25 protein-coding genes, 1 rRNA gene and 1 pseudogene are annotated in these 23,479 nt (G+C 35.7%); 14 read left to right on the top strand and 13 right to left on the bottom strand.

Going from position 1 to position 23,479, the window contains the following annotated elements; genetic code table 11:
• Positions 1 to 360: 360 nt before the first annotated feature.
• Positions 361 to 1,383, top strand: coding sequence for a tRNA dihydrouridine(20/20a) synthase DusA (gene dusA, locus B9T31_RS13915; protein ID WP_086182547.1), 1,023 nt, complete (start codon positions 361 to 363; stop codon positions 1,381 to 1,383).
• A 75-nt stretch (positions 1,384 to 1,458) separates the two neighbouring features.
• Here dusA and B9T31_RS13910 read toward each other — a convergent pair whose 3' ends face one another.
• Both B9T31_RS13910 and B9T31_RS13905 read right to left on the bottom strand, forming a co-directional pair.
• Positions 1,459 to 2,121: a CDP-alcohol phosphatidyltransferase family protein gene (locus B9T31_RS13910; RefSeq protein WP_086182546.1), complete on the bottom strand. Its 663-nt coding sequence runs from the start codon at positions 2,119 to 2,121 to the stop codon at positions 1,459 to 1,461.
• 44 nt (positions 2,122 to 2,165) lie between these two features.
• Positions 2,166 to 2,522, bottom strand: a complete 357-nt coding sequence (locus B9T31_RS13905) for a hypothetical protein (protein WP_228146050.1) — start codon at positions 2,520 to 2,522, stop codon at positions 2,166 to 2,168.
• A 160-nt stretch (positions 2,523 to 2,682) separates the two neighbouring features.
• Here B9T31_RS13905 and B9T31_RS13900 point away from each other — a divergent pair, with 160 nt between their 5' ends.
• Positions 2,683 to 3,354, top strand: a complete 672-nt coding sequence (locus B9T31_RS13900) for a lysophospholipid acyltransferase family protein (RefSeq protein WP_086182544.1) — start codon at positions 2,683 to 2,685, stop codon at positions 3,352 to 3,354.
• 1 nt (position 3,355) lies between these two features.
• Positions 3,356 to 4,294: a phosphatidate cytidylyltransferase gene (locus B9T31_RS13895; RefSeq protein ID WP_086182543.1), complete on the top strand. Its 939-nt coding sequence runs from the start codon at positions 3,356 to 3,358 to the stop codon at positions 4,292 to 4,294.
• Between the two features lie 73 nt (positions 4,295 to 4,367).
• On the opposite strand, the gene coaBC is transcribed toward B9T31_RS13895, so the two are convergent.
• A complete protein-coding gene (gene coaBC, locus B9T31_RS13890) occupies positions 4,368 to 5,642 on the bottom strand; it encodes a bifunctional phosphopantothenoylcysteine decarboxylase/phosphopantothenate--cysteine ligase CoaBC (protein ID WP_086182542.1) in 1,275 nt (424 codons plus the stop codon).
• 112 nt (positions 5,643 to 5,754) lie between these two features.
• Here coaBC and radC point away from each other — a divergent pair, with 112 nt between their 5' ends.
• A complete protein-coding gene (gene radC, locus B9T31_RS13885; RefSeq protein WP_086182541.1) occupies positions 5,755 to 6,444 on the top strand; it encodes a RadC family protein in 690 nt (229 codons plus the stop codon).
• Positions 6,445 to 6,519: 75 nt separating this feature from the next.
• Positions 6,520 to 7,431 (top strand): bestrophin family protein, encoded by a 912-nt coding sequence (locus B9T31_RS13880; RefSeq protein WP_086182540.1) that lies wholly within the window; start codon positions 6,520 to 6,522, stop codon positions 7,429 to 7,431.
• A gap of 24 nt (positions 7,432 to 7,455) precedes the next feature.
• Here B9T31_RS13880 and B9T31_RS13875 read toward each other — a convergent pair whose 3' ends face one another.
• Complete coding sequence (locus tag B9T31_RS13875; RefSeq protein WP_086182539.1) at positions 7,456 to 8,307, bottom strand: PHP domain-containing protein; 852 nt, start codon at positions 8,305 to 8,307, stop codon at positions 7,456 to 7,458.
• Between the two features lie 47 nt (positions 8,308 to 8,354).
• On the opposite strand from B9T31_RS13875, the gene B9T31_RS13870 reads away from it, so the two are divergent.
• The 4 genes from B9T31_RS13870 (at position 8,355) to mnmC (ending at position 11,722) form a co-directional block, all read left to right on the top strand.
• The gene (locus B9T31_RS13870; protein WP_086182538.1) at positions 8,355 to 8,966 is read left to right on the top strand and encodes a septation protein IspZ; all 612 of its coding nucleotides are present in this window, start codon (positions 8,355 to 8,357) and stop codon (positions 8,964 to 8,966) included.
• Between the two features lie 37 nt (positions 8,967 to 9,003).
• Positions 9,004 to 9,306, top strand: coding sequence for a YciI family protein (locus tag B9T31_RS13865; RefSeq protein ID WP_086182537.1), 303 nt, complete (start codon positions 9,004 to 9,006; stop codon positions 9,304 to 9,306).
• A gap of 5 nt (positions 9,307 to 9,311) precedes the next feature.
• On the top strand, positions 9,312 to 9,794 hold the full coding sequence (locus B9T31_RS13860; RefSeq protein ID WP_086182536.1) for a hypothetical protein: 483 nt from the start codon (positions 9,312 to 9,314) through the stop codon (positions 9,792 to 9,794).
• Between the two features lie 74 nt (positions 9,795 to 9,868).
• A complete protein-coding gene (gene mnmC / locus B9T31_RS13855; protein WP_416202543.1) occupies positions 9,869 to 11,722 on the top strand; it encodes an FAD-dependent 5-carboxymethylaminomethyl-2-thiouridine(34) oxidoreductase MnmC in 1,854 nt (617 codons plus the stop codon).
• 69 nt (positions 11,723 to 11,791) lie between these two features.
• Here the strand turns inward: mnmC and B9T31_RS13850 are convergent, their stop codons facing one another.
• Positions 11,792 to 12,109, bottom strand: a complete 318-nt coding sequence (locus tag B9T31_RS13850; protein ID WP_086182534.1) for a rhodanese-like domain-containing protein — start codon at positions 12,107 to 12,109, stop codon at positions 11,792 to 11,794.
• Positions 12,110 to 12,200: 91 nt separating this feature from the next.
• On the opposite strand from B9T31_RS13850, the gene B9T31_RS13845 reads away from it, so the two are divergent.
• Together B9T31_RS13845 and B9T31_RS13840 are read left to right on the top strand one after the other, a co-directional pair.
• Positions 12,201 to 12,689 (top strand): YajQ family cyclic di-GMP-binding protein, encoded by a 489-nt coding sequence (locus B9T31_RS13845; protein WP_086182533.1) that lies wholly within the window; start codon positions 12,201 to 12,203, stop codon positions 12,687 to 12,689.
• Positions 12,690 to 12,745: 56 nt separating this feature from the next.
• Positions 12,746 to 13,227, top strand: a pseudogene (locus B9T31_RS13840) (DUF4442 domain-containing protein).
• Positions 13,228 to 13,271: 44 nt separating this feature from the next.
• Here the strand turns inward: B9T31_RS13840 and B9T31_RS13835 are convergent.
• The 3 genes from B9T31_RS13835 to B9T31_RS13825 are packed head-to-tail and all read right to left on the bottom strand — an operon-like array spanning position 13,272 to position 15,044.
• On the bottom strand, positions 13,272 to 13,697 hold the full coding sequence (locus B9T31_RS13835; protein WP_086182532.1) for an acyl-CoA thioesterase: 426 nt from the start codon (positions 13,695 to 13,697) through the stop codon (positions 13,272 to 13,274).
• Between the two features lie 21 nt (positions 13,698 to 13,718).
• A complete protein-coding gene (trxC, locus tag B9T31_RS13830; RefSeq protein WP_086182531.1) occupies positions 13,719 to 14,147 on the bottom strand; it encodes a thioredoxin TrxC in 429 nt (142 codons plus the stop codon).
• 9 nt (positions 14,148 to 14,156) lie between these two features.
• Positions 14,157 to 15,044 carry an alpha/beta hydrolase gene (locus tag B9T31_RS13825; protein ID WP_086182530.1) on the bottom strand — a complete coding sequence of 296 codons (888 nt, stop codon included), beginning with the start codon at positions 15,042 to 15,044 and terminating at the stop codon, positions 14,157 to 14,159.
• A gap of 134 nt (positions 15,045 to 15,178) precedes the next feature.
• On the opposite strand from B9T31_RS13825, the gene B9T31_RS13820 reads away from it, so the two are divergent.
• The 3 genes from B9T31_RS13820 (at position 15,179) to B9T31_RS13810 (ending at position 17,505) form a co-directional block, all read left to right on the top strand.
• On the top strand, positions 15,179 to 15,514 hold the full coding sequence (locus B9T31_RS13820; protein ID WP_086182529.1) for a beta-lactamase hydrolase domain-containing protein: 336 nt from the start codon (positions 15,179 to 15,181) through the stop codon (positions 15,512 to 15,514).
• Entirely contained in the window at positions 15,507 to 15,932 is a 426-nt protein-coding gene (locus B9T31_RS13815) for a beta-lactamase hydrolase domain-containing protein (RefSeq protein ID WP_086182528.1), read from the top strand. The genes B9T31_RS13820 and B9T31_RS13815 overlap by 8 nt, the downstream gene beginning before the upstream one ends.
• Before the next feature lie 193 nt (positions 15,933 to 16,125).
• Positions 16,126 to 17,505, top strand: coding sequence for a dihydrolipoyl dehydrogenase (locus B9T31_RS13810; protein ID WP_086182527.1), 1,380 nt, complete (start codon positions 16,126 to 16,128; stop codon positions 17,503 to 17,505).
• A 7-nt stretch (positions 17,506 to 17,512) separates the two neighbouring features.
• Here the strand turns inward: B9T31_RS13810 and B9T31_RS13805 are convergent, their stop codons facing one another.
• From B9T31_RS13805 to rrf, 5 genes are all read right to left on the bottom strand, one after another.
• A complete protein-coding gene (locus B9T31_RS13805; RefSeq protein WP_086182526.1) occupies positions 17,513 to 18,730 on the bottom strand; it encodes an MFS transporter in 1,218 nt (405 codons plus the stop codon).
• A gap of 478 nt (positions 18,731 to 19,208) precedes the next feature.
• The gene (locus B9T31_RS13800; protein ID WP_171264765.1) at positions 19,209 to 21,590 is read right to left on the bottom strand and encodes a TonB-dependent siderophore receptor; all 2,382 of its coding nucleotides are present in this window, start codon (positions 21,588 to 21,590) and stop codon (positions 19,209 to 19,211) included.
• Positions 21,591 to 21,649: 59 nt separating this feature from the next.
• Positions 21,650 to 22,606: a FecR family protein gene (locus B9T31_RS13795; protein ID WP_171264764.1), complete on the bottom strand. Its 957-nt coding sequence runs from the start codon at positions 22,604 to 22,606 to the stop codon at positions 21,650 to 21,652.
• A complete protein-coding gene (locus B9T31_RS13790; RefSeq protein WP_086182523.1) occupies positions 22,603 to 23,115 on the bottom strand; it encodes a sigma-70 family RNA polymerase sigma factor in 513 nt (170 codons plus the stop codon). Before B9T31_RS13790 ends, B9T31_RS13795 begins: the two co-directional genes overlap by 4 nt.
• A 139-nt stretch (positions 23,116 to 23,254) precedes the next feature.
• Positions 23,255 to 23,369: ribosomal RNA gene (gene rrf / locus B9T31_RS13785) — 5S ribosomal RNA — on the bottom strand.
• Positions 23,370 to 23,479: the final 110 nt, after the last annotated feature.

Below are 23,479 nucleotides of genomic sequence, written 5' to 3'. Positions count from 1 at the left end.
ATTAGATTTTTATTTACTTTTTTAGATTTGTTCATCCTTGAGTCATACTCAAAAATAGCGAACTATTATGTATACAAAGCTTCTATCATCCTCATGTCATTTTGACAGTTGACATTAATTCAGGATTCTTTTCTAATTCGTCTTCTTTCTTTACATACTCCTTTTACTTAAACTTTTATATTAAAAGTTCCTATATCAAGTGATGTCATATCCTCTTTTTCTAAATGCTACACGTCGATTAAAGTCAAATGACCGTCATCATTCAATTTAGAATAATAGGTGATTGATTTTATGATAATCATTTATATAGTAAAAGCATCATAAAAGTTATGAGGAATATGGACCAACGTAGGTGTTTAAATGACTGATTTAAAACAAAATGTAGATATATCAAAGCTTCCACGTATCTCCGTTGCACCTATGATGGATTGGACCACAAAAGATTACCGATTTTTTGCTAGATTATTTAATCCTCATATTATTTTATATACAGAAATGGTCACCACTGGCGCGATACTCTTTGGTGATGCAAAACGACATTTAAATTTTAATCAAGAAGAACATCCTATTGTTTTACAACTAGGTGGTTCAAACCCTCAAGATTTAGCAACCTGTTCTAAAATGGCACAAGATTGGGGATATAATGAAATTAATCTCAATGTAGGCTGCCCAAGCGATCGTGTTCAAAATAATAAAATTGGAGCATGTTTAATGGCCGAGCCAGATTTAGTCTCTGAATGTATTGCAGAAATGCAGCACGCTGTCGATATTCCTGTCACCGTTAAACACCGTATTGGTATTGATGACATGCAGTCCTATGAAGAAATGCTACATTTTGTTGATACTGTCGCAAAAACGGGATGCAAAAATTTTATTGTCCACGCACGTATTGCATTACTACAAGGATTATCTCCTAAAGAAAACCGTGAAGTTCCACCCTTACGCTATGAAGATGTATATCGTTTAAAACAAGATCGTCCACATTTGCTCATTGAACTAAATGGTGGGGTCAAAACAGTTGCTGAAACGCTAAAACATCTTGAACATGTAGATGGTGTCATGATTGGTCGTGAAGCTTATCATCACCCTTATTTATTGGCAGAACTTGGACAATTATGGAACCTAGATATGCCAAATCGCTTTGAGATCATGCAGCAAATGTTGCCTTATATTGCAAGGCGGATGGAAGAGGGTGCCCCTCTCTCCGTGATTACACGGCATATTTTAGGATTATTTCAAAATCTTCCTGGCGCACGTAAATGGCGACAAGCCTTAAGTGGCGGTAATGCTAAAACATTTGCAGATGTTGAAAATGCCATTGCCAATATTCAAGCGGCAATGCAACGTACCGAAGATTATATCCAACAGCATCAAGTAAATTAATTTAAACAATAAGAGATTGATTTATAAAATTAATAATCAATCTCTTCCATCTTTTCAAGCGAATATCCACTAAGTTTACTGATGCTTTTCTAAAAATTGATAAGCCAAAATTGTTCGACGAATAATCGTGATCGCAGCTCCAATATTCAAAATAATTAAGGCTATAATCATAATATAATCATGATTGAACCATGTCTGTTCAATTGCAGTTGCAATACAGGCAACTGTTAATAAAGCCATCCGATGTTGTTTTGCCATAGGACCTGTAAAATTTGCTGGCGCACCAATTGAAACAGCTAAAGTTCGAATATAAGCTGTTAAAACCGCAAGTAATGCACCCAACCAACCCAATACATCCCCAAAACCAATACTTACAATAGAATAACCAGCTGCAATAATAATCAATGGATCCGATATTCGGTCTGGAATATCATTAAATAACTCACCAGATGCTGTAGATTTTCCACCTTCAATTGCCACTAAGCCATCAAATAAATTACAAAGTAAACGCCCTTGAATAAATAATGCAGTACACATATAGGCAAAAAACCTTGATGCACCTGTACTATATAAAGTAACGATTAAACCAACTGCTGCCAATAAAGCAAAAACAATGCTTAAAAGAGAAATATGATTGGGCGTAATAGATTTTTGACTTAACCAACGAGCCAACTGTGTTACTAAGCCAACCTCACGTACTTTGAGCGGTCGTCTATTCTCAATCGATTCATCTGCCATATTGCCTCTCTTATTTTTAATTAAATGAAAACCCTAAAGAATATTTACCCTTTAAGTTGCTGATATAACTTAAAATTAGTAAAAAAAGCAAAGCATAAAGCAACAGTTAAAGCTGGAGTAACTGTTTTTAAAATATTGGGAGTTTGCACAATATGGTGAACAATGAGCAAGCAACTTCCAGTCAATAAAACAGTGCATAAAGGAGGAAGAAGTAATTTTAAGACTTTATGATGATAAAAATTGAATTGCTTTTCAATTAAGTACGTCATAAATAGTGTAATAATGAAACTACTAATACCTTGTGCTAACCCAGATACGATACCCTCTTGCAAACTACCTTGATGAAAATTGATATAAAAAGACCATGTACCCCACAGTAAAAACGCAAGTGTGGCTGACAAATAATTATACCTTTGAGTATTATTAATTTTTTTAATCATTTTCTGAATTTGTTGTACTATTCACATTTACTTTAGCTTAATCTGTTGCACTATACAATAATTGAAGTATTATTACAAAATAATCAAAGTGATACATCACTTTTAAAGTGCTATTAAAATTATGAATATATCATCACAACAAAGTATGCTTCCATTTATCAGCCACCCTCTTGCACGTCTTATTTCTTTTATTATTCGTCGCAGTGCACGCTTACTCACTGGTGCACGTAGTTTATGGCTGGGCTGTGAGCCTAAACCCATTCAACGAATTTATTATGCAAACCATAATAGTCATATTGATTTTATTTTACTCTGGTCTTCACTACCTAAAGAACTACGAGAAAAAACACGTCCTGTTGCTGCTTCTGATTATTGGTTAAAAGCTGGGTTTCGTCGATTTTTAATTCAAGATACATTTTCAGGAATTACCATTCAGCGAAATGGCGATAAATCCACAGATCCTTTATATTGTATTGCAGATGCATTATCACAGGGGGATTCTATTATCTTTTTCCCTGAAGGCACACGTAATTTAAGTGATGACACAGAGCTATTAGATTTTAAAAGTGGTTTATTTTTCTTAGCCGAACAATTTCCACAGGTTGAAATTGTCCCAGTATGGATTTCAAATTTAAAGCGCGTTATGCCTAAAGGTGCATTTTTACCTCTACCACTTTTATCCACTGTTATTTTTGGTGCCCCTTTACCTCATAATTTAAATTTATCTAAAACTGAATTTCTAGCTTATGCACGCCACCAACTCTTAGAATTAAAAAACCACGAGGTACAATAATATGGCTCAGCTTCCAGCAACCTATATTTTATTTGGTATCTTTACTGGTATTCTCATCCTTTCCTCTAGTATTAGTTTTATTTTAAAACGACGTGCTGGTGAGGAACCTGCACCTGTTATCGATAATTTAGTTGCCCGTATCAATGCTTGGTGGGTCATGCTAATTGTATTAGCAGTAGCAATTACGTTGGGTAAAATCGCATTTATTGTGTTATTTGCGCTTATTTCTTTTTTTGCATTACGTGAGTTTATTAGTTTATTACCCACACGGCGCGGGGATTATTTTCCATTACTCATTGCCTTCTATTTCGTCATTCCTTATCAGTACTACTTAATTTATACAGACTGGTATGGTCTTTATTCAATTTTCATTCCACTCTACGTCTTTTTACTTGTGCCAATCGCAAGCCTAAAAGCAGAAGATACAACACATTTTTTAGAGCGTAGTTCCAAAATTCAGTGGGGCTTAATGGTGAGTGTATTCTGTATTTCTCATGTTCCCGCACTACTCAATTTAAAAGTAAGTGGTTTTGATGGTGAAAAAATTTGGTTAGCAATTTGGCTCATTATGGTGGTGCAGATTTCTGATGTTTTACAATATATGTGTGGAAAATTATTTGGTAAACATAAAGTTGCACCCATTTTATCACCATCTAAGACTATTGAAGGTTTATTTGGCGGCATATTTCTTGCCACTGCCTTAGGTGTTGCCATGTCATGGCTAACACCTTTTAATTATTGGCAAGCTACGTTAATTGGTTTTATTGTTTGTATTTTTGGTTTTTTTGGTGGCTTAGTGATGTCTGCCATTAAGCGTGATCGTGGTGTGAAGGATTGGGGGAATCTCATTCAAGGTCATGGTGGCATGTTGGATCGTATTGATTCTATTTGTTTTTCTGCACCAATATTTTTCCATATCATTCGTTATTGGTGGGGCTAAAGCCCGACTGTTATGTCAATAAATAAAAAATGCAGCCCAAGCTGCATTTAATTTATATTAAGCATTTTCAAAATTAAAACTGTTCATCATTGTCAGATTGTATATGTAAAGCTTCATGTATGGCTTCAACCAGTTGCTGAGCAATTATCTGCTTAGATGCCTTCTCTAAATTTTGCTTATCCATATGATATTGCTCTGCAAAAAATACCGTCATCGCGTTTTGATCTGATGCAAAACCAATATCAGTTCGTGAAACATCATTACATGCAATCATATCTAGCTTTTTAGCCAGTAATTTACCCGTTGCATATTCTTCAACATTTCGAGTTTCAGCAGCAAAACCAACCATAAAAGGTCGTTTAGTTTGCTGGGCAATCGTTGCTACAATATCTGGGTTTTTAATCAATGCCACATCTAGCTCATCACCAGATTTCTTAATTTTATGCTCAGCAACCTGTGCAACACGATAATCAGCAACTGCTGCAGTTGCAATAAAGACATCACAGCCTTCTTTAAGCATTTCCAGACTACAATCAAGCATTTGCAATGCAGATTGCACATTGATTCGACGCACACCATTCGGTGTGTCTAGACTCACAGGTCCCGCAATTAATGTCACTTTTGCACCAGCTGCATAACATGCTGCTGCCAAAGCAAACCCCATTTTTCCAGTGCTATGATTTGAAATATAACGCACAGGATCAATGGCTTCACGCGTAGGACCTGCTGTAATGACCACATTTTTACCAGCCAATAAACCAAATTTTTCAGCAATGGCACGCTGTGCTTGATGAAAATATGCGGTAACTTGATACGCAATTGATTCGGGTTCAGGCATCCGACCTAAACCAACATCACCGCAAGCTTGTGAACCAGCATCTGGCATAATCACATGAACTTGATCTTCAACTAAGGTGGCTAAATTACGCTGTGTTGCTTTAGCAGCCCACATTTGTTGATTCATCGCAGGTACAACCCAAACAGGTGCTTTGGTTGCTAAGTATAGTGTCGATAAAAGATCATCGGCTAAACCCGCAGCAAATTTCGCCAAGATGTCGCATGTTGCAGGTGCGACCAAGAGCAAATCCGCCCAGCGCGCCAGTTCAATATGCCCCATTCCAGCTTCTGCTTCAGGATCCAATAACTCAATATGTACTGGATTTCCAGACAGTGCCTGAAATGTTAATGGCGTTATAAATGCCAACGCACCTTTCGTCATCACCACGCGAACATTAAAGCCCGCATCTTTTAAACGGCGCACTAAAATTGCACTTTTATAAGCTGCAATCCCCCCTGTTACCGCTAATACTATATTTTTATTCGGAATTACACTTAAGTCAAAACTCACAAACAGGCTACCTTTCTGTTGCAGTGGCGCTCACAATATCATTAAATAAAACCTTTCCCAAGACTCGTTCTAGGAATTTAAGCATTACTCATCAAAAAAAAGTATAAAAAATATGATTATTTCTATAAAAAACTGGCCTGAAAATGAGCGCCCTAGAGAAAGATTACTCCACTTCGGTGCATCGCACTTATCAGATGCTGAATTAATAGCAATTTTTTTACGTTCTGGCTCACAACAACATTCTGCCGTAGAACTTGCGCGTTTACTCATTCAACACTTTGGTCAACTGAGTGTATTGCTTGATGCCCCTTATCGTGAATTTTCACAGTTTCATGGTATAGGTACCAGTAAATATGCTCAGCTTATGGCTGTGAAGGAATTAGGACTTCGCTATGTTTCAACGAATTTAATGCAAGATAAACTAGAACTGAATAACTCAACCCAACTCATCAACTATTTAAAATTTGAATTATTAAATGAAACACAAGAAGTTTTTGCTGTGTTATGTCTCGATAGTCATTTACGCAAAATTCATTTTAAAAAGCTTTTTTTCGGTTCAATCAACTCCTGTGAGATCTCTATAAACACGTTACTGAGATATGCAATTATGCAACAAGCCACATCTATTATTGTTGCTCACAATCATCCATTAGGCATGCCATTTCCATCAAATACGGATATTCAGCTGACACATCAAATTCAATATGTCTGTCAAATGGTAGATATTCAATTAATAGATCATTGTATTATTTCTTTAGAAGGACATTTTTCCTTTGCAGAACATTCATTATTGAAAAAATGAACCAAATAGAATATTAAGATTGACAAAACTATGACAAGGTACGAATATTTGAAAAAAATATGAAGATTCCAACAAATGATCGTCCGCGAACAAACCAGCGTATTTAAATTATTGTTTTCTTGGAGTGGCACTATTTTACCAAAGGTACTTCCGCCTTTAGGTTTTGTAACGCTACTTTCTACAGTTGTTGGTGGACTATCATATGCTGGACATTTTAGCTTTCCAGAGTTTCCTTTGGTTGGTTTCACCTTAATTGGTGTTGTGCTCTCGATCTTTCTTGGTTTTAAGAATTCTGCATGTTATGACCGTTGGTGGGAGGCTCGTAAACTTTGGGGAATGTTAATTGCCAATGCACGTCATTTTGATCGAGATTGCCGTATACTGAGCCAAGGTCGACGTGAACGTGTAATTCAACATGTCATCGTATTTGCTAATGTGCTTAGAGATCGTCTGAGACATCAAACAGCTAATCCGACCGAACTCGTTGCCACTAGTGGCATGAGTCCTCAGGCCTTAATTCAACTTTATCAACAAGTCAATGCACCACAATATACACTTAGCCTCATTCAATGGGAGCTGATGCAAGCACTCAAAGAAGGTGAAATTTCAGATATTATCTATACGCAGCTCAATGATCATGTTTCAGATTTCTGTTTGGTACAAGCAGGATGTGATCGAATTGCAACAACGCCTTTACCATTTGCATATTCAGTATTACTAAACCGTACTGTTTATTTCTTCTGCTTTATGCTGCCTTTTAGTTTAGGTGCAACGCTTGGTTTAGCAACACCTCTTTTAGTTGGTATTTTGGCCTATACCTTTTTAGGATTAGATGCGCTCAGTTCTGAAATTGAAGAGCCTTTTGGAACGCAAAGTAATGATCTTCCTTTAGATGCAATGGTTCGTACCATTGAAATAGAACTACTTGGAACGCTAGGCAAACAAACCCCGCCTCCAATTCAAGCTCAAAATCATAATTTACTTTAATCTTTTACTGCGATTAAATCAGTTTTATCTAAAAAGCTCCCAGATTCCAACTTGACCTTCTTTCACACGTGGAATTTGTCCCAATCGAAGCCATGGCATATGATCGCCATGATAATCACTTCCTACCGAAACTTTTAATTGATGTTCTGCAACCATACGATCAATCATTTGACGCGTAGATGCAGGCTCACTTGCAGGTGGAAGTTCGATAGCATCTCCCCCATATTGAGCAAAGATTTCAATTAAATAACGAATATTTGTTGCAGATAAATCATACTTCGTTGGGTGAGCTAAAATAGCGTAACCACCACTTTGATGAATAACCTCAATGGTTTTTTCTAAATCCAAGCCATCAAATTTCACATAGGCTTTTTTACCCTCTTTAATGTATTTATCAAATGCTTGCTGCACCCGAGATACATAGCCTTTTTCAACTAATGTTTTTGCAATATGTGTTCGCGTAATTCGATCAGCATCCCCATCAACTTTTAAAATGACATCTGGATAAATATCGTCATGAATCAAAGGAATTAATAAATTACAAATTTGTTTTGCTCGTTCAGCACGAATTTTTTTTTGTTCTGCTAAAACGACATTTAAAGGATCATAGTTTTTCATATTTAATGCAACAATATGAACACCATACGTTTTTTTGGTTGATGGTCTAGACCATTGACTGGATATTTCAACTCCAGAAATTATATTAATTGGCTGTTGTTCTGCTGCTTTTTCTGCCAGAATCAAACCATCCATGGTGTCATGGTCGGTTAGTGCCAAGGTATGAATTTTTCTTTCTACCGCAGCATATACGAGTTGTTCTGGCGATAAAGTTCCATCAGAAATATTACTATGTGTATGTAAATCTATGCCTTCCATCACTTATACTATATGTCATTTATTTAATCAGATTCAGATACTTTAACATGAAAGCACTTTTAGACTTTGTGCCACTAATTATTTTCTTTTATTTATATAAAACGGTAGATCCACAAGATACGCATCACCCATTATTACAATTGGTTGGTTCTACTGGGGGCGTAGATAATAATAATATTCTTGTTGCAACGACTGGCTTAATTATTTCTATGCTGGTGGTCTACGGTGCAATGTTTATCATGCAAAAGTTCCGCTTAGAAAAGCAGCAGTGGATTGTACTATTCATGACGGTTGTATTTGGTGGTATTACCTTAATGCTATCAGATGATTTTTATATCAAACTCAAAGCTGCATTATTAAACCTTGTTTTTTCCGCTGCATTCATTTTATCACCTTTCTTTGGTAAAGAACGTAAGCCTCTAATTCAGCGTTTATTTGGTCCTATCTTTGATTTAACAAGAACAGGCTGGCTTAAACTAAATTATGCTTGGGCTGCAATGTTTGCACTGATGTCATCTTTGCATGTTTTTTTCGCCTTTCTGTATATGAATGGAAAATATTGGGGAGAATTTACAGCTTTCGGTGACATGATTGTGATGTTTTCCTTTATTATTATCCAGTTTATTGTATTGCGTAAATACTTTAAAAATCCTGAGTAATTATTTGGTTCATTCATTCAAGATAGAGAGCACTCACATGCCATTATTTGTCGTTACTTGTACAGATCAGGAAGGCACTGTTGAAAAGCGCCTTGCTATTCGCCCACAACATATTGCTCGCTTAAATCAATTAGATGAAGAAGGTCGTTTAATTGTTGCTGGTGCTATGCCTAAAGATCCAAGCAATCCACAAGCGGGTTTTTACGGCAGTACCATTATCGTCGATTTTGAATCAAGAGAAGCTCTCGATGCTTGGTTAAAAGAAGAACCTTTCTTAAAAGAAGGGGTCTATAGTCATATTGATGTTAAACCATTTAATAAAGCATTCCCTAAAGGATAAGGTTCATGCGCATCGTTGTTTTTAGTGTATTCAGCTTATTATATTTAGGTTCATCTGCTTGGGCTGTTGAACCCCAAAGTACAACACCTCCTGCAACAGGGCAACAATTAGCAACGGTGCATACGATTCCTGCCAATAAACCTGGCGTGATTCCTTCAGCATCACAAAATACGGCGCATATACCAGACCAAAAACTCACAGCAGAGCAACTGGCCAAAAATAAAATACTACAAGAAGCCAAAGTCAAAGCATTGGTGAAAGATCAAGAAAGTCGTCTACAACAACTTGAAAAAGCAAACTTAGAAGCACTATCTCAAAATCAAGAATTACAATTAAAAAATGATAATCTTGGGGTGCAAGTTCAAGTCCTACAAAGTGAGCGTAGTGCGCAAATGTTTTTATATGGTGCAGTTACGATTGCAATAGGCGTATTATTAGGCTTTCTGATTGCCAGTTACGTTTATGGCAAACGTCGTCGTCAATGGTAAACTCATTTTAATATATTCATAAAAGGCTTTGAGATTTGTCTGGTGCAATTCAAACTGCTGATCTTGATTGGCAAATGATCGATGGGATTGATATTCCAGTGTCTAAACAATTTGGAGATGTATATTTTTCCAAAGGTAATGGTTTACTAGAAACAAGACATGTTTTCTTAAATGGTAACGACTTAGCAGAACGCCTAGCAAATCTACAAAATTTTGAATATTTCAGTGTGGGTGAAACTGGATTTGGCACTGGACTCAATATTTTGGCGCTTTGGCAGCTTTGGCAACAAGTTCGACCCAATAATCAAAGTCATTTACATGCCATTTCTGTGGAAAAATTTCCACTCAATAAGGCTGATCTTACTCGTGCGTTACGAGCATGGCCAGAATTACAGCCCTTTGCTGAACAATTAATTAAGCAATATCCTTTAGCAATTGCAGGTTGTCACCGCCTAAACTTTCCTGAAGCCAATTTTTCTCTAGACTTATGGCTGGGTGATGTGCATGATATTTTCCCTCATATGGAAAAAACCCATCAAGTAAATGCTTGGTTTCTAGATGGCTTCGCACCCTCATGCAACCCAGATATGTGGGAAGAAAATGTTCTCAAGCATATTCTAAGACTTTCAGATATTGGTACTACGTTTGCGTCATTTAGTGTGGCAGGCGTGTTAAAAAGAGGCTTAAAACAGCAAGGAATTCAAATTACCAGACCACGTGGTTTTGGTCATAAACGTGAAATGTTAAAAGCAATCTGGCTTGCAGCGGAAAGCATAAATGATTTACAGGACATAGAATCCACTCAAAAAAAAAGTCCAGTAAACTTGAAGGCTCAAAATAAACAACGCCGTATTGCAGTTATTGGCGCGGGTATTGCTGGTTTAAGTTGTGCATGGGCTTTTGCACAACGGGGTCATCAAGTCGTCATCTACGATAAGTTAGCACCACTTTCAGGTGGCTCAGGTAATCCTTTAGCATTACTCAATCCAAAGCTATGCCCACTTAATCAAAGTGCTGAACATCTAATGACCTTAGCATGGCAGTATGCATTAAGCTATTATCAAAATTTTAAGGCATTTCGCCCTCTGCAAATTAATCAACTAGTACTTAAAAATACAGATGAGTCTCTAAATTTAGCTCAGCAATACCCAAACCATATATTAACTGCTGAAACAAAAGACCAAAGTCAGCTAGAAACCGAATATTCAAGTTTAAAACTACTTAAAGCTGGGGCAGTTTATCCACATCAATTATGTGATCAAATTTTGCAACACCCCCTTATCCAATACCAACATGCAGAAATTACGCAAATCACCCAAACAGATCGAGTCAATCTATTTGCTGAAAAACGTTTATTGGCTGTGTATGATCATGCAATTGTTTGTGCTGCAAGGCAAAGCACTTCTCTCTTTGAAAATTATCCTGTTTTAAAACCCATACGTGGACAAGTCAGCTGGTTGAATCATACACCTCAATCACTACGCTTAGATCAAGCCTATAGTTATGGTGGATACTGTATGCAACTCAATACAGATCAATTGATTATTGGTGCATCTTTTTATCCAAACCGAGAAGATGAAGAAGTGCTACTTGAAGATCATGTGCATAACTATGAACTTATCCACAATGTATTCCCACAATATGCAAAATCGCTAATATCCCTTGAAAATTGGCAAGGTCGAGCATCTATTCGTGCTCAAAGTCAAGATTACTTTCCATTACTTGGTACTTTAAATGAAGATGAGCAGATTTATAGTCTGGCGGGTTTAGGTTCAAAAGGATTTTTATTTGCACCGTTGTGTAGCGAAATTTTAGCAGCTTTAATTCTTACTGAAGCTTGCCCAATTTCTTCAAATTTACTAAAAAAAATTAATATTCGTCGATTTCAAAAGAAAGTAAAGATTAAAAAACCATATTTCAAAGGATAATGATAATTTTTGTTACAATTTTAGCAAAATCTGATTTCATTAAAAAAGCGCCAAATGGCGCTTTTTTATTTAGCTACCTAATTCTACTAAAGGTAAGCCTGCGTCACGAGCGGCACGTGTGCCTCCCATTAAAACAACATACTCACGACTGCTATCAAAACCTTCTAACAATTCAGCAGCACGAGGTGCTTTACTTCCACCACCACATAAAATGTAAATTGGCTGATCCGCAGACACCTGAGATAAACTATCTACTGATAAATTAGCAATAGGCTGATTAACTGCACCTTTTACATGCACTTCAGCATACGCATTTGTATCACGGACATCCCAGATTACGGCATTTTCTGGGAACTCAAATGATGTAATTTCTTGTTTACGGATCATTACGCACTCCTTTGATGTAAACAGCACTTGGCAAATGAAGAAAACATCCCTAGCATCTCAGATATTCTTTATATTTGCAAAGGTCTAATGTATGCCATCTTTTGATATCGTTTCAGAATTGGAAGTTTTTGAAGTTAATCACGCTGTTCAAAACACCCAAAAAGAAATTGCAACACGTTTCGATTTCCGTGGTCAAGATGTTTCTATTGAACTTAACGAAAAAGCAAAAGAAATTAAAATTAAAACCGAAAGTGATTTCCAATGCGATCAGGTATATAGCATGCTCGAAAGCCACTTCTATAAACGTAAGATCGATATTCAAGCACTTGATCCACAAACAGCAACTGCTTCAGGTAAAAATTACATACAAATTGTTAAATTAAAAGATGGGCTTGACTCAGATACTGCGAAAAAAATTAATAAAGCTATTAAAGAAAGTGGCATTAAAGCGCAATCTTCTATTCAAGGAGATAAAATTCGTGTAACAGACAAGAAACGCGATACTTTGCAACAAATCATGAGTTTTTTAAAAGAACAACAGTTTGGTGTTCCTTTACAGTTTAATAACTTTAAAGACTAGGGTTCGTTGACATTTGTAGGCTAAAAAATTAATTTTTTATACGAGATTTAGGTGCAATGAAAACCAATCGCTTACTTAAACTTGTCAACATGACATCTAAGCTTCCAAAGCCAATTCGTACAAAGCTTTGGAATAAAGCGTTTGGTCGGATTGTCCCTATGGTGGGAACCGCTAAAATTCAATATATAGATATGCAACCGCAACAAGTGATTGTCCGTATGGACAATCATAAATCTATGCAAAATCACATTGGACAAATGCATGCATGTGCCATGACGTTACTTGCAGAAACAGCAACTGGTTTTGTTACTGCACTCAATGTACCTGACCGTGTCATTGTTCTGATTAAATCTTTACATATTGATTTTAAGCGCCCAATCCAAGGCACTATGCAAGCCATCGCCACACTGACCCACGAACAACAACAATATATGCAAAATAGTGATCGGTTATAGTCACCGATGAGAGTGCTGAATCACCTATTCACTGTGAGATGCGATGGGCATGGGTGGCAAAGAATCAACTGCAAAAAAAATAGTCAAAAAATCCCAGATTAACTCTGGGATTTTTTATCGATATCTCTTAATTTTTTGTTTGAGCTTCTAAAAACAACTGTTTTGATTCTTCAGGAATCTGACGTTTAGCACCTTTTACATCAACAGCAACAAAAGTAAAAACGCCTTCCGTTACTCGTTTTGCAGGACGAGAGCTATCGTGACTATCCCAAACCTCAATTTGCATTTGAATTGAAGTATTCCCCACTTTCAAAATTTTTGTATAGCAAGTAATAACATCGCCGACTTTAACAGGCACCAAGAATGTCATTTGGTTAATGGAAATCGTGGCACATCGCCCTTTAGAAAAACGTTCTGCATGAATTGCACCAGCCAAATCCATTTGTGACACAATCCAGCCACCAAAGACATCTCCACTCCAGTTCGTATCTGCTGGCATTGCAATCGTTTGAAGAGACAATATTCCTTCAGGTTTTACATAAGAATCTGACACATTAACTCCAAGTTCGCGTAATTACGAAGCATTCAAATGCTGATCTAGCCATTGTTTTAGTTCACTAGATCGTAGCGCACCGCTTATTCTAGCAATTTCATTGGTTTTATTCATTAAAACTAAAGTTGGAATACTACGGACATTAAATGCAGCACTTAACCGTGGATTTTCTTCCGTATTAATTTTCGCAAAAATCACATGAGGATAATCCTTCGCCACTTGCTCAAAATGAGGTGCCATCATTTTGCATGGTCCACACCATTCCGCCCATAAATCTATAAAAATGGGTAAGTCACTGGATGAAATAAATTGACTAAAATTTTTCTCATTTAACGTTATAGGTGCTAATGGAATCAAGTTTTCGTGACATTGGCCACAACTTGGATGCTCTGAAAGTTTTTCCTCAGGCACTCGATTTTTTGCACTACATGCAGGACAAACAATAATCATCTAACATTCTCATATTAATTTAGATAAAAAGTCTAATTGGGTCGAAATGGCTTTTTCAAAGTTTTTCCCATGATAAATATCAAAATGATTCATTTCCCATTCATGATATTCAACATGAAGCGCAAGATTCGTCACTGTTTCACGCACAACCTCTACAGGCATTTGGCGATCATGTTGAGCTGCGATAATTAAGGATGGAATTTTTATGTGTTCAACCTGCAAAATAGGTCTAAATTTAAGTAAGCTAAAAAATACACGTGCTGGGACTTCTCCACTCCAATAAAAGTCGGGATTGAGAATTGACAAATACCCTTCATAAGCCTCATGTGTTGGAAATATACATAATCCATTTGGATCAACGACTGCCAGTTTCTTCGATGGTATGGCAATTTTAGCACTCATGTAATCCTGACTCGATCGTTTCAGTGCTTTTGCCATATATTGAATCGGGTAAGACTTTGCATATTCATTACCATCAACAAATGGAACTTGAGCAATAACCGCATGAATATTATTTAATGTGGCTGCTAATTGAAGTACATACCCCCCACTTAATCCTGTTCCCCATAATATAATCTTCGTTGTATCAATAGATTTACGCGCTGAAAGATGAGCAATCATCATACGCCAATCTTCCAATTGTAAATCTAATGAAATCAGCTCTCTTGGTCGCCCTGTACTTCCACCCCAATATCGATAATCAAATAAAACGACGGCATAACCTGCTCTTGCAAATCTTTTTGCAAATTGCGCTAACTTAAAATGTCGTAGCGAAGCAAATTCAGGTGCCATTAAAATTACAGGAGGACGTTCTATATTTTTAGGATGATAAAAATCTGCTGCAATGACGTCTTGCCCATTTTTCACATAGAGTGGTTCAACAATATATGCAAACATGCTGGCTCCATTCCACAATCATGTATGACTAAAGTAAATTTAATTATTTATAAATTTATTCGAACATTAAGATCAATTTACAGCTTAATGTTATCATAGGCTATCTTTATATTTTATTTGAATGGAGTGCCGCAATGAGTGATCACGTTGGTTTTGCAGGTCAAATTGGTCCTGAGCATATTGGTCAAGTTGTTGAAAAAGGTTTTAAATCTATTATCAACAATCGACCAGATCTTGAAGGTGGCCCAACGCAACCAACGTCAGCTGCACTTGAAGTTGCTGCACGTGATGCAGGTTTAGATTATGTCTATCAACCCGTCATTCCTGGTCAAATTTCTGAGTTGGACATTCGAGAATTTGCAAATAATTTTAATGAATTACCAAAACCTATTCTAATGTTTTGTCGTACAGGTAACAGGTCAAACAATCTTTATCAACTTGCAAAGCAAATGGATCTTTTAGATGATTAATCATTATCTAAAACGTATTTTGCTCTGTTTTAGTTTAGCTTATATTTCACCTATCGTGGTTGCACAAGATAATCTAAGTCAAGCTTTGGCACCAACCCTGAGTGTTTCTGGCGAGATGACTACTGATAAATTTACCCAATTAATTTCACAGGGTTTTAAAACTGTCATCGTTAACCGCCCAGATCAAGAAGTTGGAAATCTTGTATCTGTTTCCCAGTTGAGAGACATTGCTGAAAAAAAACGAATTGGCGTGATTTATCAACCTGTAAAAAGTGGCAATATTAATCAAACAGACATTAAAGAGTTTGCTCAATATTATAATGAGCTACCTAAACCTATTTTAATGGTTTGTAAAACCGGAGCTCGCTCAGCATCCTTATATGCACAGGCAAAAAAACAAGGCTTACTCAATGAATAAATTTTTGATGATTCTTTTATGTTCCCTCACGATTGTTGGATGCAGTACCATGAATGTTCGCCCAACTGTGGGCGTGAGTGTCGGAACATCGATTTAACCAATTAAACGGTAAATTTCCATTTTATTTTAAATTTTTTTATTAAAACCTATAAATGTGATATGTATTAACGATGCTCATTTATTAGGTTTTTTTATGTACGACATTATTATTATCGGTGCGGGTACTGCGGGAATAGCTGCATATAAAGAGGCTATTAAATATACTCAAAACCTTTTGATTGTGAATGATGGTCCATGGGATACCACCTGTGCTCGTGTAGGTTGTATGCCAAGTAAAGTACTAATTGCGAGTGCTAATCGTATGCATAATATTCAACATGCACATGAATTAGCTTTAACGATTGATGCACAACTTGATGCGAGTGCTGTTATGCACAGAGTTCGCTTATTACGCGATCAATTTACCTCAGCAACACAAAAAGATGTAGACCGTTGGCCAGAACATCATAAAATTTCTGGTCGCGCGTCCTTTATTGATCATCAAACGATTCAAGTCAATGATCAACATTATCAAGCAAAAACTTTTATTCTTGCAGTTGGCTCAACTCCAACGTTTGAACCAAAACTCAAAGCGGAATTACAATCGTATCTTCTGACTTCGGATCAAATTTTTGAACTCGAATGTCTACCCAAATCTTTAGCGGTTATTGGCAGTGGCGTAATTGCACTTGAATTAGCACAAGCAATGCATCGTTTAGGCGTCAATGTTGATATTTTTGCGCGTAGTCGTAAAGTGGGTTCTTTAACCAGTACAACATTACAAGCCTTAGCCCAACACGAATTAGGCTCAGAACTCAACATTCATTTCGAAGTCTTGCCAGATCATATACAGAAAAATGAACACGATATTGAGATTTCTTTTACTGAACATGGCGAAAGCAAAACCATCCATGTAGAGTATGTTTTGAATGCAACAGGTCGTCGTAGTCTATTAAGCACATTAGATTTACAGCATATTGATTCGCAATATCAAAATTTAACACATTTAAATATAGATCCATCCACCAAACAATTAGGAGAGTACCCAATCTTTGTTGTCGGTGATGCATATACAACTACTCCAATTCAACACGAAGCTGCACATGAAGGACGTGAAGCTGTTTATAACTGCTTAAACTATCCACAACTTAAAAACTTAAAGACCTTAACACCATTCAGCATTGTTTTTAGTCAACCAGAAATGGCCATTGTTGGTAAAAGTGCAAAGCAATTACAAGAAGAAGGCATTAACTACGTTTGTGGTTATGTTGACTATAGTAAACAAGGTCGAGCGACTGTCATGGCAGAAAATAAAGGAGCCATCGAGCTGTATATTGAAAAGGAAACGCGTTTACTGATTGGTGCAGAGCTGTTTGTAACTGAAGCTGAGCATTTAGCTCATTTACTCGCTTGGACAATCGATTCAAAACTCACCCTAGATGAGCTTCTTAAAAAACCTTTCTATCATCCAACCTTAGAAGAAGGATTGCGAACAGCTCTCAAACATGCGAGACGACAACTCAATACGCATTAGATTTGTACTAAACAACTGATGATGCTTTTGTCAGTTGTTTAAGTCGCCAAGCAATATAAACCCCGAAGAATAAAAGAACGAGCATAAAAGCAAGTAGCCCATTCCACTGCGAGTATTCCCAAACTAAGCCACTCACACTTCCAAGTAAGCTGGAACCTAAATAATAACTAAATAAATATAAAGAAGAAGCAACTGCTTTATACTGTAGCGCTTGTACAGACACCCAACTACTTGCTGTCGAATGACCAGCAAAAAAAGCAAAAGTAAAAATTAACAATCCAGCAAATGCAATATAAAGCATTTGGCTATACATCAAAAAAACACCAAACATCATCAAGACCAGCATCCAAGGTAAAACACTGTGTCTCCCCCATTTTCTCCCCCATTCAGCGGCACGTGGTGCACTATAAATTCCTGCTAAATACACCAAAGACAAACAACCTATCCAAACTTGAGATAAATTAAATGGCTGATCTAATAAATGGAAGCTCATATAATTAAAAACAGATACAAAACATCCCATTAAAATAAAACCTTGTAAAAACAAAAGCTTTAATTTGGAATCTTTTAGATTTTCTTTAAATGAGCGTATAAAGCGAGAAAAACGAATAGGATAACTTTGAAAATGCCTTGAGGCTGGGAGTTTTTTATAAAAAATAAAGGCTATGATTAAGTTAATTAAGCCGATTACCGCTGTGGCTGCTTGCCAACTTACAAAATCAACCAATACACCTGCTATAAATCTACCGCCCATGCCACCAATTGCCGTGCCAGATATATATAAGCCCATCGCTAAACCAATATCTTTTTGTGCAATTTCTTCACCAATATAGGTCATTGCAACTGCTGCAACACCACTAACAGCAATGCCAATGAAAACTCTGACAACTAAAAATAATGACCAAAAAGGTAGAAAAGCACTGATTAAAAGCAAGATTGCAACACTAAATAATGCAATGACCATCACAGGCTTACGACCAAAATAATCAGAAATAAAGCCAGTTATCAATAAACCGAATGCAAGTGCAATGGTTGAAATGGATAAAGGGAAACTACTTTGAGTTACAGAAACTTTAAAAAAATCTGCCAAAATTGGCATTAAGGGTTGTATACAATATAAGCAGGAAAATATGGCAAAACCTGCTAAAAATAATGAGACAAGTACAGCAGTAAAAGCGGATGTTCCATACTCAATATAATTTTCTGATTCTGTTACTTTAAGCATATTTATCCCCTTGATATGCTTATTATATCGCTATTTTAAGTTGAAAATTATAGTAATTCGAGGTTTATCGTAGCCTTATCTATAGCTTATTATTTTTTAAAATAATTTTATTTCACCCCCTCTATTTTTAAAATTACAGATGAATAAACGTCTCATCAAAATATAAAAAATAATATATTGAATTATTAATATTTTATTTTTACTTTTTCTACATTTGTAAGTTTTGTCTTACATGATGAGCCGTTATATCCGCCTATTTTTCTCCAATCAAACTTATTATGCTTAAGATGTAACAATCAAGGTGATAAGAACACAACAACCTATCAACTAAAAATATAATCAAAAAATAAAAATCATCATATAAATATTATAAATTTAATTAAAGAAGCTCTGACAATACATCAGGGCTTCTTTATCATGCTCATCGCAATGATGATCTTTATTAATTTTAGTAAAATCAAGCTCAATTTACATACTATTATTTATAGTTATAACGTAATGTCAGCATAACATTTCTCGGCTCACCATATAAACCAAAGAAATTTGAAGGCACTCGTGTATAGTATTTTTCATTAAAAATATTATTAATATTCATACTTAAATTTAAATTAGGATCAACTTGATAGCCCAATAATACATCTGTAACAGTGTAGTTTTTCTGCCAATATGGGTTACTAGCATCACGTGAAGTTTTTGATTGCGCTCTAAATGCAGCACCAATATACGTTCCAGGGCTGTTAAAATATGGCAAAGCATACGTTGTCCATAATTTAAAGGAGTGCTTTGGCTCTTCTACATCTTGAATTTTATTGACAGTATCGGTATCTAAAACTTTGCTATCAAGATAGGTATACCCCGTATTCACTTTCCAATTATCTGATAAATTACCTTCTAACAATACATCAACACCACGAGTTCTTGCCTTGCCAATTGCAACGGAAAAATTTGGATTTATCGGATCTGCTTTCGGGCGATTTTCATCTTTTAACTGATAAGCAGCAATATTTAAACTTAAGTTTTCGACCAATTGAGTTTTTACACCCACCTCAAACTGTTCGCCCTCACGTGGTTTCAGTAACACGCCAGTATAGGTTGTATCTGATGATGGTGAGAATATACTGTTATAGCTGATATAGCTGGTCATATTGGTCGTAATATCATAAGTAAAAGCCACATACGGATTGAACTTTTGCAGCGTTGGTTTTCCAATTTGATCTTTTAAATTTGAATTATCTAATTTATACCAAATTTGTTTTCCACCTAAAATAATTGAAAAATCACGGACAGGTTTTAATAAAAATTGTCCATAAGCACCATATTGCTGTGTTTTTATCTCTTCACTATTTAAAAATGGGATATTTGTTTCAGGGATATGTATATTAAAAATATCTACAACACCTCCACTTTTCCCTCCCCATTGATTCAATTTGTTATAATGATCATAGTTAATACCCAAGACAAATTGTTGCTCTTGATCCAACCAATTAAATTTACCATCGACATACGAATCTGCAGAATACCATTTAGTATTTACATTCTGTGCTTGTAACCAATAATTTGCTGTATTATTTAAGTTCACCCGACGCATGATATAACCATAACGGCTATCGTAATCATTTTCACGATATTTTATCGATGTTTGAGTTTTTAATTTTTCATTTATTTGATGATCTAGTACAGCATAAACTTCAGAAATATCTTCGGAAATATAACTCCAAGGTAAACCAAAAGATGCTGATATTGGTGCGTTTACAGGCATACCATTACTATATAAAGACGTTCCGTAATCAATTCCCTTATCACGGTTATGCTGATAAGCACCGCCTACTGTTAATACTGTTTGATCCGTAAAATTACCGCTTAAAGCTGCATACAATAAACCATGCTGGTCTTTTTCATAATCTCGAAAACTATTTTGAGTTCGTAATGCTGTCCCAAACAACCCTGTAAACTGTTTAGATGTATCTAAAGGACCACTAACCTCAAATGTCGTACGCGCATTTTGCCAACTTCCTATTCCAGCACTACCATTCAACTGGTATTCTTCAGTTGGCTTTTTACGAACCAAATTAACCGTTCCTCCAGGATTACCAAAACCTTGTAATATCCCTGCTGCGCCACGTTGCACTTCTACACGGTCATAATAGGCTAAATCGAATTGATTAATATATTGCAAACTATCATTGGCAGGTAAACCATCATATTGAATATCTGTGTCATAACCACGTGATTTAAAATATGAACTCCCATCACCATAATTGACTGTGGTAATCCCTGGGACTGAATTTAGAGCTTGTGCAACTGTTTGTAAGTTTTGTGATTTTATTTGTTCTTGGTCTACGATTGAAATAGATTGTGGCGTATGTTGTTGATCTAAGTCTAAATGAGACAAACTTGCTTTCTGATGAAACGTATTATAATTAGGTTCAGCATTTACTATAACCGTCGGTAATTGTGTAAATTCTGCTTGACCACGATTATCTGAAATAATTAATTCATTGATTTCTACTTTCTTCTGCTCTTCAACAATCTGCCAGCTCTGGTCATTACGTTTTACAAGTCTTAAACCCGTATTTTTAATCAGCCTTTGAATACCTTGTTCAGCAGTATAACGACCATTTAACCCCGAACTCATTTTACCTTGAGTAATAGCAGGATCAAATGATAATGCAATACCTGATTGAAATGTGAAATGCGATAAGATTTGTCCCAATGTTCCCTTTTCAACTTGATAATTTTTTTGAATTTCTCCATTGGCAAAACTACCAGAAGTAAAACCCAATATTGAGCATAAGAGTAATTCTTTTACAGATTGACTCAAAAATGATGAGTAAAACTCTGCCTTTCCTACACGTGCCATAATCATTCCAATGAAATTAATCTTCTTATTAACCATGCCCGCTGAGAATTAAAAAAGTGTCAATTTTTCTTATTTTTTTTTATTTTGATAATGTATCCGTTTAAGAATTCATCAACATTAACATGATAGGTATTTGAAATCATTTGATACGTTTGCTGTAAATTCTGCGTCGGGAAATTTCCAGAAACTTTAATATTTTTAACATCATCAGATAGATAAACCAGACCTTTCTTGTAAGGTTGTAAATCATTCATGAGTGCTTTAAGGGTAATATTATCGGCCATAATAAAACCAGATTTCCAAGCAAATGATGATGGCTGTATAGGCATCGCATTGAAAATATGTTGTGAATTAAATATCACTTGCTGACTTTTATTTAAAATAAGAGTTTGTGCACTCTGCTCCGGTGTAACTTTAATTGCACCAACATCGACTGCTGTTAATGTATTCTCATTTCTTTGACTAATATAGTATTCAGTACCCAGTGCTTGCACTGTGCCATGAGATGACTCGACAATAAAAGGTCTATTCATTACATCATGATGAGTTTTAATCCAAATATCACCACGTTTAATAACAATCTTACGCAAATCATTTGAATAATTAACATCAATTGCTGACGAATTATTCAGCGTTAACATACCGCCATCGGGTAATTGTATTGTTTTCTGCTTTATTGCATCTGTTTGATAATCTGCATACCATGGTGAATATGGATACATAAAATATATAATGAATATGAATATAAATGTAAAAGTTGACCCAAGATACAAATTTTTCTTATCTTTTGCTTGATATTGATCCATGTTTTTTAGAATAGGCTGTGTAATATCAGATGGTATTTGTTCAATTAACTTCGACATCTCTAATGTTTTTTGCCAAACATAATGATGTTCAGAGCTAAGATTTTTCCACTGTTCAAATTGTAATTGATCAGTATCTGACAATTCCGCTTCTTGCATTCTCATTAGCCAATCTACAGCTTCGCTATAAATTTCTTTTGATATTTTTATCATAAATTGGAGTTCACATATGCAGATAAGCATTGCATATATGCTTGTTTCGTATAACGTTTAACCGTACTTAATGATAAATTAAATTGAGTCGCAACTTCATCATATTTTATTCCATCAACTTGTATAGATAAGAAAACTTGACGAACAATAATTGGTAATCCATCTAATAAACAAAATACTTCAAGTAAACTTTCAATGATTAAGACTGTTTCTTCAAGTGAGGGACAAAATAATTCTGGCTGTTGTGAAAGAACTTCTAAATAAGCTTGCTCAATTTGTTTACGTTCAATCCAGTTTTTCATTAAACCTTTTGCAATTGTTGTAATAAATGCACGTGGTTCATTCAATTCTAATCGTTTTTCTTTCATTAACAAACGCACAAATGTATCTTGAGCAAGGTCAGCTGCTTGAGCCTGATTTCCTAGTTTTTTATAAAGCCAAGTGTACACCCAAGAATGATGTTCTTGATATAACTGTTCAACTTGGTTTTTATGACTCGATTCAATCATACAAATGCTATTAGTAATGATTCTCAATTATATATTTATTCTGTATACCCTAATGCAATAAAAGATAAGTTTCTTTTCTCCCTAATTATCTATATAAAAACCCCCTTAATCTGTTGATTAAGGGGGTTTAGGATTAATGAGCTGGCGATGACTTACTCTCACATGGGTAACCCCACACTACCATCAGCGCAAAGAGGTTTCACTTCTGAGTTCGGGAAGGGATCAGGTGGTTCACTCTTGCTATTGTCGCCAGCACAACTGTTATGACTTTGCATTTGGTCTTATTCGTTGTATTTCTACACTACGTGCCGTTGCTTGGTCAAAAGAGTTATTAACAGAGATATCTGAGTTTAATTAGTTTGTT

Source organism: Acinetobacter sp. ANC 4558, assembly GCF_002135375.1.
Taxonomy (GTDB): Bacteria; Pseudomonadota; Gammaproteobacteria; order Pseudomonadales; family Moraxellaceae; genus Acinetobacter.
Note: the sequence above shows the minus strand (reverse complement) of the source record. Positions and strands in the feature narration are given on the sequence as shown.